This window comes from Streptomyces sp. WG7 (genome assembly GCF_049975785.1).
Classification (GTDB): domain Bacteria; phylum Actinomycetota; class Actinomycetes; order Streptomycetales; family Streptomycetaceae; genus Streptomyces.
Window position 1 is genome coordinate 70,362 of sequence record NZ_JBNGGE010000009.1, and the last position, 16,446, is coordinate 86,807.

Here is a 16,446-nt window from a genome sequence, read left to right on the forward strand (position 1 = left end):
ATGACCATACGAGTGCTGCTCGCGGACGACCAGAACCTCGTCCGCGCCGCGTTCGCCCTGCTCGTCGCGTCGGCCCCCGACATGGAGGTCGTCGGCGAGGCGGGTACCGGCCGCCAGGCCGTCGACCTGGCCCGCACGGAACGCGCCGACCTGGTCGTCATGGACATCCGCATGCCCGACCTGGACGGCATCGAGGCGACCCGGCTCATCGCGGCCGACGAGGACCTGGCGGGCGTGAAGGTGCTGGTCCTCACCACCTACGACACCGACGACAACATCGTGGAGGCCCTCCGCGCGGGCGCCTCCGGCTTCCTGGTCAAGGACACCAAGCCCGCCGAACTCCTGGACGCGATCCGCACCGTGACGGCGGGTGACGCGCTCCTGTCACCGGGCCCGACGGCACGGCTCATCGAGCGTTTCCTGCGCAGTCCCGCGGTGCCGGTGGCGGGCGGCGGCGGCCCCGACTGCCTGTCGGACCGGGAGCGCCAGGTGCTCACACTGGTCGCACGCGGCTTCAACAACACCGAGATCGCCGACTCCCTGGGACTGAGCCCACTCACCGCGAAGACCCACGTCAGCCGCATCATGGGCAAGCTGGGGGCGCGGGACCGGGCGCAACTGGTCATCGTGGGCTACGAGTCGGGCCTGGTGACGCCGGGAGGCGCCTGACCCCCGGGGCACGGGTTCGCCCAACTCCCGCCCGGGTCACGGGGATTGCGGTCGCGGCCGATCGTCTCGTCGTGCGGGGCCGCTGTAGGGTGTCGGTCTCCGATCGTTGAGGATCCCCTCCCACCGCAGAGGACACTCATGCACGCTCACGAAGGGCCGGCGGAACACGCCGACTTGATCAAGGACAGGGGATCCGTACGGCGCCCCGCACGGGCGGTGTCTCCCACCACGCGCGCCGCCGGCGCGGCGGAGGCCGCCGCGACGCTGTCCCACCCCACGGCCGGTTCGTTGCTCGCGCTCCAGCGCAGCGTCGGGAACGCCGCCGTCACCGCCGCCCTGGGCAAGGGCCGCCGCGGGGGCACCGCCCCGGTGGGTGGCACGGGCCTGCCGGTCCAGCGAGCCCGCGACGACGGCAGGGGCCGGCCGTCCTCCAGGAGGAACAGCACCCACTACTACGACGAGCTGCCGGAATACGAACGCGCGGACACGAACTACATCGACCCCGAGCTCATCGGGTCCCTCCCCCAACAGCGGGTCCCTTCCCAGAACACCGTCATGGGCAACCGTTCGGCGGCCGATTACATGCGCGACGCCGGCGTGCATCCCGGCGGCAGGACCTCCCACCTGCACCTTTCCACCGCCTACCACCACGGTGACCCGGTCAACGGCACGCCGCAGCGGCGCGAGAACCTGGCCCCCGGTACGGACGGCACGAACCTCTCCCACCGCCGCTACGAGTACGCCGCGTCGGGGCACCTGCCGCCGATGGTGGAGGTCCCGGCACAGGACGGCCCCGTTCCGTCCTTCCAGGCGCCGAGAGTCCCGCAGTACTCCACTCCGATCGACATACACGGAATCCCGATCACGCACGCGGGTCTGAACGGGCGCGTCGGGCAGAGCGAGGTCTACCGGGACCTGGACTACTCGATCATGGCGCCCCACGACCCCATGGCCAACGAAGCGTTCAGGGTGAGCTTCGACACCCTCGACCCCCGGTCCGCCGCGCAGCGTGAGCAGGCGGGAGAACTGCCGCACACCAATGAGATCCGCAGGCAGATGCAGTACGCCTCGGCACGCCAGCTGATGGCGGGACTGGACCCCGGCGTGGTCCCGGAGTTCGAGGAGTGGGAGCAGGAGCGTCTGCGCAACTCCTCACCGAATCGGTCCCGGTCCCGGTCCCGATCGCGATCGCGGTCGCCCCAGCCCTAGTCCACGCCCCGGGGCAGGTCCCCGCGCGGTCGTGTCGCCGCGCGGGTGACGTCCGATCCGGCGGTGCGTACGAACTCCGTCCAGGCGGCGGGCCCGACGACGATCACCGGGCCGCCGGCCACCTTGCTGTCCCGGACGGGGACGATGCCGGGGACTCCGTCGGCGACCTCGACGCACTCCTCGCCGCCGTCGCCGCCGCTGTAGGTGCTTTTGCGCCAGCGGGCGGCGCCGGGGAAGTCGTACGCGACCTCGACGCAGTCGCCGCCGTTGCCGTCGCTGTGGCTGCTCTTGCGCCAGCGGGCGTGGCTCAGTTCGTACTCGCGCATCGTCTGTGGTCCTCCACCGCCGACTCGATCCGGGCCAGGGACGCCTCGGGTGACAGCGCAGCGGCCCTGATCAGATCGTATGCCGAACGGATCTGCTTCACCACGGGCGGATCGTCCAGCAGATTCCCCGAATACACCGCTTCTGTATAGGCCGTTGGAGGAGCGTCGTCGAACTCCATGAGCTTCAGTGATCCTGTCATGGCGGGGTGAGCCCCGACCGTGAACGGCAGTACCTGCACCAGCACCGTGCGCACCCGCGTCAGTGCGGCGATGTGCTCCAGTTGCTCGGCCATCGTCAACGGTCCGCCGACCGGAATGCGCAGTACGCTCTCGTGCAGGACCACCCAATACACGGGCCGTGTAGCGTCCGCGAGGATCTTCGCTCGCTCCATGCGGCCGGACACCTTCCCCTCGATGCACTCGTCCGGGGCGAAGGGGTTCATCGCGAGCGTGACCGCCCGCGCGTAGTCCGCCGTCTGTAGCAGTCCCGGCACCAGCGCCGGCGCGAACTCGCAGATCGTCGTCGCCAGTCCCTCCAACTCGGCGACCTTCGCGAAGTAATCCGCATACCGAGGATCGTCAATCAGCTTCCTGCACAACCGCTCGAAAATACCGTCGGTTTGCAGTACCCCGTCAATCCGCTGGGCTACATCCAGCTGCGGTTTCCGAATTGCCTGTTCGAACTGGCCGATGTATCCACCGGAGACGAATACCCGCGCCCCCAGCTCGACTTGAGTGATTCCGGCGTCCTCCCGACGGCGTTTTAGTTCAATACCGAAGAACTCCCACGCCGCTTGCCGTGAACCGTTGGCCATAACCAACCCCCCTGCACTGACCAGCACTTGTAGTGCGAGAACTCCTCCCGAGTGTAGTCACGGAGGGGCATTCTTGGGATACGAAGAGTGAAACCGCAAAGTGAAGGGGAACAGGGTGGAGGCACGACACTCGGCGCTCTGCGCCGAAGAAGCGGAGGTAGCGGTGAAAGAATTGCGCGCAGCGCTCACTGAGGCAGGAATTACTCTGCCGTCACTCGGGCTCGACCCGGTGAGTCTTGCGCGGGAGGCCCCCTGTCCGCTCATCGAATTGGGCAGGTGTTCCGTCGAGACCGCGCTGCGACTCGCGGCGGTGCTGCGATGATGATGCCGCCGATCGGGTCCTATGCCGTCGACACCCGGAGCGGGCGGGTCGGCGTCGTCATGGGGCATGAGGGGCCGTACGTGCAGATGCGGCCGTACGGCGGGGGGCGGGAGTGGGACGCCGCGCCGGGGGACGTGCGCCACGCCACTCCGTCCGAGCGGCTCAGCGCGGCGACGGCGTACACCAACGCCCGGAGCCGTGGCGAGGTGCCCTGAGGCAATGCGGGACAATGGACGCCATGAGTCTGTTCCGCGACGACGGCATCGTGCTGCGCACCCAGAAGCTGGGCGAGGCGGACAGGATCATCACGTTGCTCACGCGCGGTCACGGACGCGTACGCGCCGTGGCCCGTGGGGTGCGGCGGACGAAGTCGAAGTTCGGGGCGCGGCTGGAGCCGTTCTCGCACGTGGACGTGCAGTTCTTCTCCAAGGGGAGCGAGCTGGTCGGGCGCGGGCTGCCGCTGTGCACGCAGAGCGAGACCATCGCGCCGTACGGCGGCGGGATCGTCACCGACTACGCGCGGTACACCGCCGGCACGGCCATGCTGGAGACGGCCGAGCGGTTCACCGACCACGAGGGCGAGTCGGCGGTCCAGCAGTACCTGCTGCTGGTCGGCGCGCTGCGCACCCTCGCCCGGGGCGAGCACGCGCCGAACCTCGTGCTGGACGCGTTCCTGCTGCGCTCCCTCGCCGTGAACGGGTACGCGCCCACGTTCGGGGACTGCGCGAAGTGCGGTATGCCCGGTCCGAACCGGTTCTTCTCGGTCGGCTCGGGCGGCTCCGTCTGCGGCGACTGCCGGGTGCCCGGCAGCGTCGTACCCTCGCCGCAGGCCCTGGAACTGCTCGGAGCGCTGCTCACGGGAGACTGGGGGACCGCGGACGCGTGCGAGCCGCGGTACGTCCGGGAGGGGAGCGGGCTGGTGTCCGCCTACCTGCACTGGCATCTGGAGCGCGGCCTGCGCTCCCTGCGATACGTCGAAAAATCCTGAAGGAGACGAGAGACACATGGCCGTACGCGGGTTCCTGGGGCGTCAGCGCCGGGAGTACAGGACGCCGGAGCCGCACCCGTCCGGCGCGCGGCCCCCGAGGCTCGGCGAGCTGGTGCCCGAGCATGTGGCGATCGTCATGGACGGCAACGGGCGCTGGGCCAAGGAGCGCGGCCTGCCGCGCACCGAGGGGCACAAGGTCGGGGCCGAGCGGGTGCTGGATGTGCTCCAGGGCGCGATCGAGATCGGCGTGGAGAACATCTCCCTGTACGCCTTCTCCACGGAGAACTGGAAGCGGTCGCCGGACGAGGTGCGCTTCCTGATGAACTTCAACCGGGACTTCATCCGCAAGACCCGCGACCAGCTCGACGAGCTGGGGGTCCGCGTGCGCTGGGTGGGGCGGATGCCCAAGCTGTGGAAGTCGGTCGCCAAGGAGCTCCAGGTCGCCCAGGAGCAGACCAAGGACAACGACAGGCTCACCCTGTACTTCTGCATGAACTACGGCGGACGCGCCGAGATCGCCGACGCCGCGCAGGCCCTCGCCGAGGACGTGCGGGCCGGGCGGCTCGACCCGTCGAAGGTGAACGAGAAGACGCTCGCCAAGTACCTGTACTACCCGGACATGCCGGACGTGGACCTGTTCCTGCGGCCGAGCGGGGAGCAGCGGACGTCCAACTACCTGCTCTGGCAGAGCGCGTACGCCGAGATGGTGTTCCAGGACGTGCTGTGGCCCGACTTCGACCGGCGCGACCTGTGGCGCGCGTGCCTGGAGTTCGCCTCCCGGGACCGCCGCTTCGGCGGCGCGATTCCCAACGAGGAGCTCCTGGCCATGGAGGGGAAAGCCGGCCCGTATGAGGGTGCCCCCTCTGGGGGAGTTTGAGGACGAGGCCGTTCAGGCCGACGACAGGGGCCCGGGGCGAAGCCCCGGCCCCCACGGCTCAGCCGCCGGAGGCGTTCGCGCAGTCCGCGCAGGTGCCGAAGATCTCCACGGTGTGCGCGACGTTGACGTAGCCGTGCTCGGCGGCGATGGCCTCCGCCCACTTCTCGACCGCGGGGCCCTCGACCTCGACCGCCTTGCCGCAGGTGCGGCAGACCAGGTGGTGGTGGTGGTCGTCGGTGGAGCAGCGGCGGTAGACGGACTCGCCGTCGGCGGTGCGCAGGACGTCGACCTCGCCGGCGTCGGCGAGGGACTGCAGGGTGCGGTAGACCGTGGTGAGCCCGACCGAGTCACCCTTGTGCTTGAGCATGTCGTGGAGCTCCTGCGCGCTGCGGAACTCCTCGACCTCCTGGAGGGCCGCCGACACGGCGGCCCGCTGCCGGGTGGCACGGCCCTTCACGGGCGGTCCAGCGGTCGTCACCGGGATCCCTCCTCACGTCTGCGGTCTGCGGCTTGCCGGGCCATTGTGCCAGCCCGGCAGGCCGGCGGTCAGACGCCGACCTCGTCCGTGGCCCCCCGGGTGGCCGGAATCGTGCACTCCGTCGGATCCGCGGCGGCCCGCGCCGCGGTGGCCGCCCGCGCGCGTCGCCGGGCCAGTGGCGCCGCCAGCGCGGTGAGCAGCACGAACGCGCCGATGGTGAGCAGCACGATGGTCGCGCCGGGCGGCACGTCCTGGTAGTACGACGTGACCGTGCCGCCGATCGTCACGCTGACGCCGATGGCGACGGCGATCGCGAAGGTGGCGGCGAAGCTGCGGGTGAGCTGCTGCGCGGCGGCCACCGGGACCACCATCAGCGCCGACACCAGCAGCAGTCCGACGACGCGCATCGCGACGGTCACCGTCACCGCCGCCGTGACGGCGGTCAGCAGGTTCAGCGCGCGCACCGGCAGGCCGGTGACCCGGGCGAACTCCTCGTCCTGGCTGACCGCGAACAGTTGGCGGCGCAGGCCCAGGGTGACCAGGACCACGAAGGCGGCCAGCACGCAGATCGCCGTGACGTCGGACTCGCTCACCGTCGACAGGGAGCCGAAGAGGTACGAGTTGAGGTTGGCGTTGGAGCCCGTCGGCGCGAGGTTGATGAACATCACGCCGCCGGCCATGCCGCCGTAGAAGAGCATGGCGAGGGCGATGTCGCCGCGGGTCCTGCCGTACCAGCGGATCAGCTCCATGAGGACCGCGCCGAGCACGGCGACCAGGGTGGCCATCCACACCGGGGACCAGGTGAGCAGGAAGCCGAGGCCGACGCCGGTCATCGCCACGTGGCCGATGCCGTCGCCCATGAGGGCCTGACGGCGCTGGACCAGGTAGATGCCGACGGCGGGGGCGGTGATGCCGACCAGGACGGCGGCCAGCAGCGCCCGCTGCATGAAGGCGTAGTTCAGGAATTCCATGGGGGCCTTCTCAGCTCAGCAGTCCGGTGCGGATCGGTTCGGCGCCGGCCGCCGCGTGCGGGTGTACGTGGTCGTGGCCGGGCAGCGCGTGCTGGCCGACCGCCTTGGGGGGCGGGCCGTCGTGCAGGACGCAGCCGTCGCGGAGCACCACGGCCCGGTCGATCAGGGGCTCCAGGGGGCCCAGCTCGTGCAGGACGAGCAGGACGGTGGAGCCGGCCGCGACCTGCTCGCGCAGGGTGGCGGCGAGGACCTCCTGGCTGGCCAGGTCGACGCCCGCCATCGGCTCGTCCATGATCAGCAGCTCGGGTTCGGAGGCGAGCGCGCGGGCGATCAGCACGCGCTGGTGCTGGCCGCCGGAGAGGGCGTCCACGGAGTCCTTGGCCCGGTCCGCCATGCCGACCAGGTCGATGGCCCGGCGTACGGCCTCGTGGTCGGCCTTGCGCAGGATGCCGAAGCGGGCCCGGGAGAGGCGGCCGGAGGAGACGACCTCGGTCACCGTCGCGGGGACGCCGCCCGCGGCCGTGGTGCGCTGCGGGACGTAGCCCACGCGCGCCCAGTCGCGGAAGCGGCGGCGCGGGGTGCCGAACAGTTCGATCTCCCCGGCCGTGACCGGCACCTGGCCGATGACGGTGCGCACGGCGGTGGACTTGCCCGAGCCGTTGGCGCCGAGCAGGGCCACGACCTCGCCGCGGCCCACGGTGAGGTCGATGCCGCGCAGGACGGGGCGTGAGCCGAGTTCGGCGCGGACGCCGCGCAGGGATATGACGGGCTCGCTCATGCCGCCCTCCGATGGGTCGATCACTTGGCTCCCAGGGCCGTCCGCAGGGCCTTGAGATTGGCTTCCATGACCTGGAAGTAGTCGTCGCCGCGGGACTTGTCGGTGATGCCCTCGAGCGGGTCGAGGACGTCCGTCTTGAGGTTCGCGTCCTTGGCGACCGTCTTCGCGGTCTTGTCGCTGACGAGCGTCTCGTAGAAGATCGTGGAGACGCCGTCGGCCTTCGCCATCCTCTCAAGCTCCTTGACCCGGGCGGCGCTGGGCTCGGACTCGGGGCTGAGGCCGCTGATGGACTCCTCGGTCAGGCCGTAGCGCTCGGCGAGGTAGCCGAAGGCGGAGTGCGTGGTGATGAAGACCTTGGTCTTCGTGTCCTTCAGGCCGGTCTCGAACTTCGTGTTCAGCTCGACGAGCTTCCCGACCAGGGCCTGGGTGTTCTTCTTGTAGTCGGCGGCGTGGTCGGGGTCGGCCTTCTCGAAGGCCTTGCCGACGCCCTCGGCGACCTCGGCGTACTTGACCGGGTCGAGCCAGATGTGGGGGTCCTTGCCGCCGGCCTCGTGGCTGTGGTCGTGGCCGTGCTCTTCCTCGGCGTGGCCTTCTTCGGTGTGGCCTTCGCCGGCGTGCTCTTCCTCGGTGTGGCCTTCGCCGGCGTGCTCTTCCCCGGTGTGGCCCTCCCCGGCGTGCTCTTCCCCGGTGTGGCCCTCCCCGGCGTGCTCTTCCCCGGCGTGGCCCTCCTCGGCCGCGTGACCGCCGGCCTCGGTGCCGTGCTCCTCCAGGGAGGTCAGCGTGGCCGCGTCGATCTTCGTCTTGACGCCGGACTGGCCGATGGCCTCGTCGACGGCGGGCTGGAGGCCCTTGAGGAAGAGCGCGGCGTCGGTCTCCTCCAGCTGCGCGCGCTGCTTGGTGCTGAGCTCCAGGTCGTGCGGCTCCTGGCCGGGCTGGGTCAGACTGCTGACGTTGACGTGCTCGCCGCCTATCTGCTCGGCGAGGAAGGCCATGGGGTAGAACGACGCGACGACGTCGAACTTGTCCGTGTTGCCCGCCGCCGTGCTGTCGCTGGAGCAGGCGGAGAGGGTGCCGAGGCCGAGCGCGGCGGCCGCGGTGACTGCTATGCCGGATATGTGTCGTCGTCGTACGTTCATGGCATTCATTTTCAACAAATATGGAAACGGTTGTCAACAAACGGCCGGTACGCCGGGCGGGAGACCAGGTGGGCCCCCGATTTGGCCGGGGGGCAGTCCGCGCCGGTAACCTGAGGCATTCTCTGGAAGCATCTCGCTTCGTCGCCCGTCGTCGTAATGAAGAGAGCACCGTGGCCGCCGACAAGATCGACACCATCGTCAGCCTGAGCAAGCGCCGTGGCTTCGTATTCCCGTGCAGTGAGATCTACGGCGGTCAGAAGGCCGCCTGGGACTACGGACCCCTGGGTGTCGAGCTCAAGGAGAACCTGAAGCGCCAGTGGTGGCGCTACATGGTCACCTCGCGCGAGGACGTCGTCGGTCTCGACTCGTCCGTGATCCTGGCCCCCGACGTCTGGGTCGCCTCCGGCCACGTCGCCACCTTCACGGACCCGCTGACCGAGTGCACCTCCTGCCACAAGCGCTTCCGCGCGGACCACCTGGAAGAGGCCTACGAGGAGAAGAAGGGCCGCGCCCCCGAGAACGGCCTCGCGGACCTCAACTGCCCCAACTGCGGCAACAAGGGCACCTTCACCGAGCCCAAGCAGTTCTCCGGTCTGCTCTCCACCCACCTCGGCCCGACCCAGGACAGCGGCTCCGTCGCCTACCTGCGGCCCGAGACCGCGCAGGGCATCTTCACCAACTTCGCCCAGGTGCAGACCACGTCGCGCCGCAAGCCGCCGTTCGGTATCGCCCAGATGGGCAAGTCCTTCCGCAACGAGATCACGCCCGGCAACTTCATCTTCCGCACCCGCGAGTTCGAGCAGATGGAGATGGAGTTCTTCGTCAAGCCGGGCGAGGACGAGAAGTGGCAGGAGTACTGGATGGAGCAGCGCTGGAACTGGTACACCGGCCTCGGCATGCGTGAGGAGAACATGCGCTGGTTCGAGCACCCGGCGGAGAAGCTCTCCCACTACTCCAAGCGCACCGCCGACATCGAGTACCGCTTCCAGTTCGGCGGCAGCGAGTGGGGCGAGCTGGAGGGTGTCGCCAACCGGACGGACTACGACCTCTCCTCGCACGCCAAGGCCTCCGGCCAGGACCTCGCCTACTACGACCAGGAGGCCGGCGAGCGCTGGACGCCGTACGTCATCGAGCCGGCGGCCGGTGTCGGACGGGCGATGCTCGCCTTCCTGCTCGACGCGTACATCGAGGACGAGGCGCCCAACGCCAAGGGCAAGATGGAGAAGCGCACGGTGCTGCGCCTCGACCCGCGCCTGGCACCGGTGAAGGTCGCGGTGCTGCCGCTGTCCCGCAACCCGGAGCTGTCGCCCAAGGCCAAGGGCCTCGCCCAGGCGCTGCGGCAGAACTGGAACATCGACTTCGACGACGCCGGCGCCATCGGCCGCCGCTACCGTCGTCAGGACGAGATCGGTACGCCGTTCTGCGTGACCGTCGACTTCGACACGCTCGAGGACAACGCCGTGACGGTGCGCGAGCGGGACACGATGAAGCAGGAGCGCGTGTCGCTGGACCAGATCGAGGGGTACCTGGCCTCCCGCCTGGCCGGCTGCTGACCTTCGCCGACGTCGGCGCACCAGGGGGTTGTTCCGCCCCCTGGGCCCCCGGCCTTCGCCCGCCCTCCATCCGACTCGGTCGGGTGGAGGGCGGGCGTTTTTCGGTAGTGGTCCCCTACGGCGGTGACTGATTGGCCCTGTGGGGCGGGCCGTCCCGGCGCCAGGGTGGTGGCCATGAGCATCGCGTTCCTGCTGACCACCCTCGTGGTCGTCGCCACCCCCGGCACCGGAGTCGTCTACACCCTCGCCGCCGCCCTCTCGCGCGGACGCCGCGCGAGCGTCGTCGCAGCCCTCGGGTGCGCGCTCGGTATCGTGCCGCACCTGCTGGCCACCGTCACCGGGGTCGCGGCGGTGCTGCACGCCAGCGCCACCGCCTTCCAGGTCCTCAAGTACGCCGGTGTGGCCTACCTGCTGTACATGGCGTGGGCCACCCTCCGGGACAAGGAGGCGCTCGTGGTGGCCGGCGACCGGGCCGGGCCCGTTCCGGCCGGGCGGGTGATCCTGCGAGGTGTGCTGATCAACATCCTCAACCCGAAGCTGACCCTGTTCTTCTTCGCCTTCCTGCCGCAGTTCGTGGACCCGGGCCAGGCCGGCGCCCTGCCGCGCATGCTGCTGCTCGGCGGCGTGTTCATGCTGGTGACGTTCGTCGTGTTCGCCGGGTACGGGGTCCTGGCCGCGTCCGTGCGCAGCCACGTCATCTCCAGGCCGAGGGTGATGGCGTGGCTGCGGCGGAGCTTCGCGGGGTCGTTCGTGGCGCTGGGGGCGAAGCTGGCGTTCACGGCGCGATAGCGCTCAGCGGCCTTTCCGGAGCGCGCGCCGACATCGTCGGGATGAGTGCCCGAAGTGCGGGAACCCGGATCAATGCGGAAGGTGATGTTCCCAGGGTTTCCACAGCTTGCACGAGCTTGCACAGGGCGAGGACGAACAGTCATGGCTGAGCAGAAATCGGCGCAGACGCTCCCGAGGCCGTTGCACGCGGCCGCGTCGGCGCTGCGGAAGGTGCCGGGCGCCGGGACGGTCGGCAGGGCCGCCGAGGGCGCGCTGGACAGGATCGGGGCCGTGTCGCCGCGCGGGCGGCGCGCGGTCGTGTACACGGGGGCCGGGGTGCTGGGCATCGCCGGGCTGGTCGAGTGGCCGGTGGCGGCCACCGGGGCGGCGGTGGCGTGGCTGACGCGGCCGCGGCCGCAGAAGTCGCCGGAGGCGGAGGCCGCGCGGGTGCTGCAGAACGGGGCGGAGACCTCCGGCGGGGACGGCGGCGCGGGGAAGTCCGGTACGGCCGCGTCCCGTACGGCGGACAAGAGCTCCGCGCGGCGCAGCACCGCCAGGAAGACCGCGGGCACGCAGGCCGCCGCCCGGAAGAGCCCGGCGGCCAGGACCGCCACCAGGACGGGCGCCGCGAAGAAGGCGGGCACCGCCGGGACGAGCGCCGCGAAGAAGACGAGCAGCGCCGGGACGAGCGCCGCGAAGAAGACGGGCAGCGCGGCGAAGAGGACGAGCAGCGCGGCGAAGAAGGGCACCGCCGCCACGCGGCCCGCCAGGAAGAGCACCGCCGCCACGAGCCCCGCGAAGAAGAGCACCGCCAAGAAGACGACGGCCGGTGCTTCCCGCGGCACATCCGCCTCGCGCGCCACCTCCAAGGCCAAGGCGTCCGCCGGCCGGCCCGCCGGTGCCTCGGGCGGCCGGAGCCGGAAGACGACCACGTCCACGCGGAAGGCGGGCTGAGGGACAACGATGGTCGGTGGACTTCTGACGCGTTCCCAGGGCGCCGTCACCGGATTCGTCCTGGCCGGGCCCCGGCTGCTCGCCCGCGGCACCGCACCCGCGGTGGGCGCCGCGGCCGGCGCCGTGGCGGGCACCGCACGGGCCGGTGTGCGCGGCGCCGACTTCGCCGCGCGCGCGGCACGGGTCGCCCGCGCCGCACTGCCGGGCGGCACCCCGGACTGGCGGGGCGGACACCGGGCACACCTCGCGCTCCGGCCGGCCGCGACCGAGAAGGTGCGCCGGGCGGGCGGCACCGAACGCGTCGCGCGGCGGGTGGCGGCGGCCCTGGCCGAGCACCCGGACGTGGTGCTCGCCTACTGGGACACCGGCCTCGCCCGGCTCGTCGTGACCGCCACCGAGGAGGCGCTGACCGACCGGGTCGTGGACCGGGCCGCCGAACTCGCCGAGGAGCACGGACTGACCCGGGCGGAGCAACGGGGCCCGGGAGATCCGGTGGAGGAGCTCGCCCACCCCGGCGACCCGGCCTCGGTGCGCGTCGCGGCCACCGCCCTCGGCGCCGACGTCCTGGGCATCGCCGCCGCCGTGACCGGAGCCCGCCTGCGGCTGCCGCCCTCGCCCCGCCTGGTGACGGCCGTCGCGACGCTGCTGCGCGAGAACCCGACCTTCCGCGCCTGGCTGCGCGAACGGCTCGGCGACCACCGCATGGACGTCGCGCTGGCCGCCGCCAACGCGGCCGTCCACGGCGCCGGCCAGAGCTACACCTCACTGGTGCTCGACGGCGCGCTGCGCGCCTGCCAGCTGACGGAGGCGGTGACCCGGACGGCGACCTTCGAGGTCGTGCACGACCGGCTGTGCCTGCCGGACCGGGGCAGCCTGCCCGCCGACCCCGCCCTGCGACCCCCGCTGCGGTCCTCCCCGGCGCAGAACTACGCCGCCCACGCCTCCACCGGCAGCGTGGCGGGCGCGGTGGCGACCCTGCTGGTCAAGCACGACGTGGCCGAGGCCGCCGAGGCGGTGCTGGCCGGCTCGCCCAAGGCCGCGCGCTACGGGCCCGCCGCCTTCCACGCCGTACTGAGCGCCGCGCTGTCGCGTACCGGTGTCCTCGTGCGCGACCCCGAACGGCTGCGGCAGCTGGAGATGGCCGCCACGGTCGTCCTGCACCCGAGCGCGCTGCGGGCGCCGGACGCGGGCGCGGACCCGTGGACCGAGGACGTCCTGGACGCCGCGCGGCGCGCCGGACTGCGCGTCGTGATGGTGGAGGACCCGGCGCTGGCCGACTTCACCGGCCTCGCGGACCAGGTGGTCAGCGGGACGCGGCCGCTGCGGCAGGTCGTGGACGAACTGCGCGCCGAGGGCGGCGTCATCACCGTCGTACGGCCCCGGCCCGGCGACGAGGATTCGCTGCTGGCCGGGCTGCTCGGCGGGGACGTGGCCGTCGCGCTGGCCGACGAGGACGCCCCCGTGGCATGGGGCGCGGACGTGATCGCCCCGCAAGGACTCGCCGACGTGTGGCGGCTGCTGCGGGCGGTGCCCGCGGCCCGCGCGATCGGGCGCCGGTCGCAGACGCTGGCCCGGTCCGGTGCCGCGCTGTCCGGACTGCTGGTGGCGGTCGGCGAGGCGCGCGAGAAGGGCAAGAACGGTGGCAAGGGCGGCTGTTCGGCGCTGCCCGGACTGCGGCACGCGCCCGTCGACGTGAGCGCGGCGGCGGCCCTGCTGTCCGGGACGCGCGCCGCGCTCACCGTGGCGATGGCCCGCGCCCCGCACCCCCGGGCACGGGTGGCGTGGCACACGCTGGACCCCACGGGCGTACGGGAGCGCCTGGCCCGGGAGAAGGAACCGGAGCCGTCCCTCGCCGAACAGCTGACGGCGCGGACGAAGGCGGCGGCCGACCGGGCGGGCCGCGTCCCCGTGCTCGCGCCGGTGAAGTGGACGTGGCAGCTGGGGCAGGCCGTGCGGGGCGAGCTGGACGATCCGCTCACCCCGGTGCTGGCGGTCGGCTCGGCGGCCGAGGCGATCCTCGGCTCCGTCATGGACGCGCTGCTCGTCGTCGGCGCGCTCGACCTGAACGCGCTGGTCGGCGGCTTCCAGCGGCTGCGGGCCGAGCGGGCGCTGTCCGGGCTGCTCGCGCAGCAGAAGCAGAAGGCGCGGGTCGCCGAGGAGGAGACGCACGACCCGTCGGCCGAGCCCCGCGTCGTGGACGCCACCAAGCTCCACCCGGGCCACATCGTCGACCTCAAGGCCGACGACGTCGTGCCCGCCGACGCCCGGCTGCTGTGGGAGGACGGCCTGGAGGTCGACGAGTCCGCGCTCACCGGTGAGTCGCTGCCGGTGGACAAGTGCGTGGACCCGGTGACGAACGCGCCCGTCGCCGAGCGGCACTGCATGGTCTTCGAGGGCACGACCGTGGTGGCCGGCCGCGCCCAGGCCGTCGTCGTGGACACCGGCGAGCACACCGAGGCAGCCCGGGCGGTCTCGCTGGCCGCCCGTACGCCCTCGGCGGCCGGAGTGCAGGCCAGGCTCCAGGAACTCACCCGCAAGGCGCTCCCGCTCACCCTCGCCGGCGGGGCCGCGGTGACCGGGCTCTCACTGCTGCGGGGGACGCCGATCCGGCAGGCCGTCGCCGGTGGCGTGTCGGTGGCGGTGGCCGCCGTGCCCGAAGGGCTGCCGCTGGTGGCGACGGTGGCGCAGCTGGCGGCGGCCCGCCGGCTCAGCCGCCGCGGCGTCCTCGTGCGCACCCCGCGCACCCTGGAGGCGCTGGGCCGCATGGACACCATCTGCTTCGACAAGACGGGCACGCTCACCGAGAACAAGCTGCGGCTGACCCGGGTCGCCGGCGCCGACGGCACGGTCCGCAAGGCCGGCGACCCGGACGCCGCCGACGCCGTACGGATCGCCGCGCGCGCCTGCCCCCGCCTCAACGGCGACGGCGCCCGCCCCACCCACGCCACCGACGAGGCCGTACTCGACGCCGCCGGTCCGGACCCGGAGTGGACGCAGGAGGAGGGCCTGCCCTTCGAGACCTCGCGCGGTTACGCCGCCGCCGTCGGACGGGCCGGCGACGGCGCGCCGGTGCTGGTCGTCAAGGGCGCCCCGGAGACCGTGCTGCCCGCCTGCGCCGACCTGCCGCCGCACACCTCCGAGGTGGCGCAGGGCCTGGCCCGCGACGGACTGCGCATCATCGCGGTGGCCTCCCGGCCGCTGCGCAGCGGCGAGAAGGCGGCCGACGTCCTCGAACAGCAGCCGGAGAAACTGGAGTTCACGGGCATGCTCGGGCTGGCCGACGTGGCCCGCGAGACGTCCCCGGCGCTGGTGCGCGGGCTGCGCGAGGCGGGCGTACGGCCCGTCGTGCTGACCGGCGACCATCCGCAGACCGCCCACGCCATCGCCGTCGACCTGGGCTGGCCCGAGGACGCGGTCGTGGTCACCGGCGACGAACTCGCCGCCGCCGACCGCACGGCACGCTCCCGGATGCTGCGCGACGCGGACGTCGTCGCCCGGGTGGCGCCCGAGCAGAAACTCCAGGTCGTCGAGTCCCTGCGGGACGCCGGGCGGGTCGTCGGCATGGTCGGCGACGGCGCCAACGACGCCGCCGCCATCCGCGCCGCCGACATCGGCGTCGGCATCAGCGCCCGCGGCTCGGCCGCCGCCCGCAACGCCGCCGACCTCGTCGTCACCGGCGACGACCTGCTGGTCCTGGTGGAGGCGGTGCGGGAGGGCCGGGCGCTGTGGCACAGCGTCGCCGACGCCATCGCCATCCTGATCGGCGGCAACGCGGGCGAGGTCGGCTTCGGCATCCTCGGCACCGTGCTCGGCGGTTCCGCCCCGCTGTCCACCCGCCAGATGCTGCTGGTCAACCTGTTCACGGACCTGTTCCCCGCGATGGCGGTGGCGGTCACGGAGACCGGCGACCCCGAGCAGGAGGAGGACGACGCGGGCACCCCGCTCGGCACGGCGGTGCTGGGCGAGCCCCTGATCCGCCAGATCCGGCACCGGGCGATGACCACGGCCCTCGGCGCGACCGCGGCCTGGCTCTTCGGCCGCTTCACACCGGGCACGCGGCGCCGCTCCACGACGATGGCCCTGTGCGCCGTGGTCGGCACCCAGCTCGCCCAGACCCTCGCCGACCGCCGCGGCAGCCGCCTGGTCCAGGTCACCTCCCTCGGCTCCGCCGCCGCCCTGGTCGCCCTGGTCCAGACGCCGGGCGCCAGCCAGCTCTTCGGCTGCACACCGCTGGGGCCCCTGGCCTGGGCGGGCGTGGCGGCGGCGATCGTCCTGGCGCTGGCGGGGCAGCGGGCGCTGCCGGCGGTGGAGGAGGCGGTCGTGACGTACTGGCCGAAGGTGGCGGAACGGCTGCCCGCCCGGGGGTGACCGGGCCGACGGCCGCCGTGGCCGCCCGCCGCCGTGGCCGCCCGCCACCGGGCACGGCGGGCCGGTGCCCGGTGGCTGCCGGGCCGGTGCGGTCGGCCACGGCCTGTCCGTGGCCCTCGCGCCGTCCGTGGCCCCCGCGCCGAACGTGACCCTCGTGCCCTACGTGACCCTCGTGCCGTACGTGGCCCCCGTGCCGTACGTCGCCCCCGCGCCGGGGCGCGGCGAGCACCGTCC

General features: G+C 72.5%; 16 protein-coding genes. 10 read left to right on the plus strand and 6 right to left on the minus strand.

What is annotated here, in order from left to right; all coding sequences use genetic code 11:
• Both ACP4J0_RS12485 and ACP4J0_RS12490 read left to right on the plus strand, forming a co-directional pair.
• Positions 1-669 carry a response regulator gene (locus tag ACP4J0_RS12485; RefSeq protein ID WP_426598708.1) on the plus strand — a complete coding sequence of 223 codons (669 nt, stop codon included), beginning with the start codon at positions 1-3 and terminating at the stop codon, positions 667-669.
• A 138-nt stretch (positions 670-807) separates the two neighbouring features.
• Complete coding sequence (locus ACP4J0_RS12490; protein ID WP_426598710.1) at positions 808-1,878, plus strand: hypothetical protein; 1,071 nt, start codon at positions 808-810, stop codon at positions 1,876-1,878.
• On the opposite strand, the gene ACP4J0_RS12495 is transcribed toward ACP4J0_RS12490, so the two are convergent.
• Positions 1,875-2,204, minus strand: coding sequence for a DUF397 domain-containing protein (locus ACP4J0_RS12495; RefSeq protein WP_426598711.1), 330 nt, complete (start codon positions 2,202-2,204; stop codon positions 1,875-1,877). The two genes, ACP4J0_RS12490 and ACP4J0_RS12495, sit on opposite strands and share 4 nt — an antisense overlap.
• Positions 2,186-3,019, minus strand: coding sequence for a helix-turn-helix domain-containing protein (locus tag ACP4J0_RS12500; protein WP_426598828.1), 834 nt, complete (start codon positions 3,017-3,019; stop codon positions 2,186-2,188). The genes ACP4J0_RS12495 and ACP4J0_RS12500 overlap by 19 nt, the downstream gene beginning before the upstream one ends.
• Before the next feature lie 115 nt (positions 3,020-3,134).
• Between ACP4J0_RS12500 and ACP4J0_RS12505 the strand changes: the two genes are divergently transcribed.
• From ACP4J0_RS12505 to ACP4J0_RS12520, 4 genes are read left to right on the plus strand one after another with little or no spacing between them, the layout of a single operon-like run.
• Complete coding sequence (locus ACP4J0_RS12505) at positions 3,135-3,341, plus strand: hypothetical protein (protein ID WP_426519720.1); 207 nt, start codon at positions 3,135-3,137, stop codon at positions 3,339-3,341.
• On the plus strand, positions 3,341-3,556 hold the full coding sequence (locus ACP4J0_RS12510; RefSeq protein WP_426598829.1) for a hypothetical protein: 216 nt from the start codon (positions 3,341-3,343) through the stop codon (positions 3,554-3,556). Before ACP4J0_RS12505 ends, ACP4J0_RS12510 begins: the two co-directional genes overlap by 1 nt.
• A 23-nt stretch (positions 3,557-3,579) precedes the next feature.
• On the plus strand, positions 3,580-4,329 hold the full coding sequence (gene recO, locus ACP4J0_RS12515; RefSeq protein WP_426598712.1) for a DNA repair protein RecO: 750 nt from the start codon (positions 3,580-3,582) through the stop codon (positions 4,327-4,329).
• Between the two features lie 16 nt (positions 4,330-4,345).
• Positions 4,346-5,206 (plus strand): isoprenyl transferase, encoded by an 861-nt coding sequence (locus tag ACP4J0_RS12520; RefSeq protein ID WP_426598713.1) that lies wholly within the window; start codon positions 4,346-4,348, stop codon positions 5,204-5,206.
• Positions 5,207-5,264: 58 nt separating this feature from the next.
• On the opposite strand, the gene ACP4J0_RS12525 is transcribed toward ACP4J0_RS12520, so the two are convergent.
• The 4 genes from ACP4J0_RS12525 to ACP4J0_RS12540 all read right to left on the minus strand — a co-directional run bounded on the left by ACP4J0_RS12525 (position 5,265) and on the right by ACP4J0_RS12540 (position 8,569).
• Positions 5,265-5,684: a Fur family transcriptional regulator gene (locus ACP4J0_RS12525; RefSeq protein ID WP_055416814.1), complete on the minus strand. Its 420-nt coding sequence runs from the start codon at positions 5,682-5,684 to the stop codon at positions 5,265-5,267.
• Between the two features lie 68 nt (positions 5,685-5,752).
• Positions 5,753-6,655 (minus strand): metal ABC transporter permease, encoded by a 903-nt coding sequence (locus tag ACP4J0_RS12530; protein WP_426598714.1) that lies wholly within the window; start codon positions 6,653-6,655, stop codon positions 5,753-5,755.
• Positions 6,656-6,665: 10 nt separating this feature from the next.
• Positions 6,666-7,433 carry a metal ABC transporter ATP-binding protein gene (locus tag ACP4J0_RS12535; RefSeq protein WP_426598715.1) on the minus strand — a complete coding sequence of 256 codons (768 nt, stop codon included), beginning with the start codon at positions 7,431-7,433 and terminating at the stop codon, positions 6,666-6,668.
• A 20-nt stretch (positions 7,434-7,453) separates the two neighbouring features.
• Entirely contained in the window at positions 7,454-8,569 is a 1,116-nt protein-coding gene (locus ACP4J0_RS12540) for a metal ABC transporter substrate-binding protein (protein WP_426598716.1), read from the minus strand.
• Positions 8,570-8,739: 170 nt separating this feature from the next.
• Between ACP4J0_RS12540 and ACP4J0_RS12545 the strand changes: the two genes are divergently transcribed.
• The 4 genes from ACP4J0_RS12545 (at position 8,740) to ACP4J0_RS12560 (ending at position 16,212) form a co-directional block, all read left to right on the plus strand.
• Positions 8,740-10,122 (plus strand): glycine--tRNA ligase, encoded by a 1,383-nt coding sequence (locus tag ACP4J0_RS12545; RefSeq protein ID WP_426598717.1) that lies wholly within the window; start codon positions 8,740-8,742, stop codon positions 10,120-10,122.
• 174 nt (positions 10,123-10,296) lie between these two features.
• Complete coding sequence (locus ACP4J0_RS12550) at positions 10,297-10,911, plus strand: LysE family translocator (protein ID WP_426598718.1); 615 nt, start codon at positions 10,297-10,299, stop codon at positions 10,909-10,911.
• 141 nt (positions 10,912-11,052) lie between these two features.
• Positions 11,053-11,844 carry a hypothetical protein gene (locus ACP4J0_RS12555; protein WP_426598719.1) on the plus strand — a complete coding sequence of 264 codons (792 nt, stop codon included), beginning with the start codon at positions 11,053-11,055 and terminating at the stop codon, positions 11,842-11,844.
• Between the two features lie 9 nt (positions 11,845-11,853).
• Positions 11,854-16,212: a cation-translocating P-type ATPase gene (locus tag ACP4J0_RS12560; RefSeq protein ID WP_426598720.1), complete on the plus strand. Its 4,359-nt coding sequence runs from the start codon at positions 11,854-11,856 to the stop codon at positions 16,210-16,212.
• Positions 16,213-16,446 lie beyond the last annotated feature (234 nt).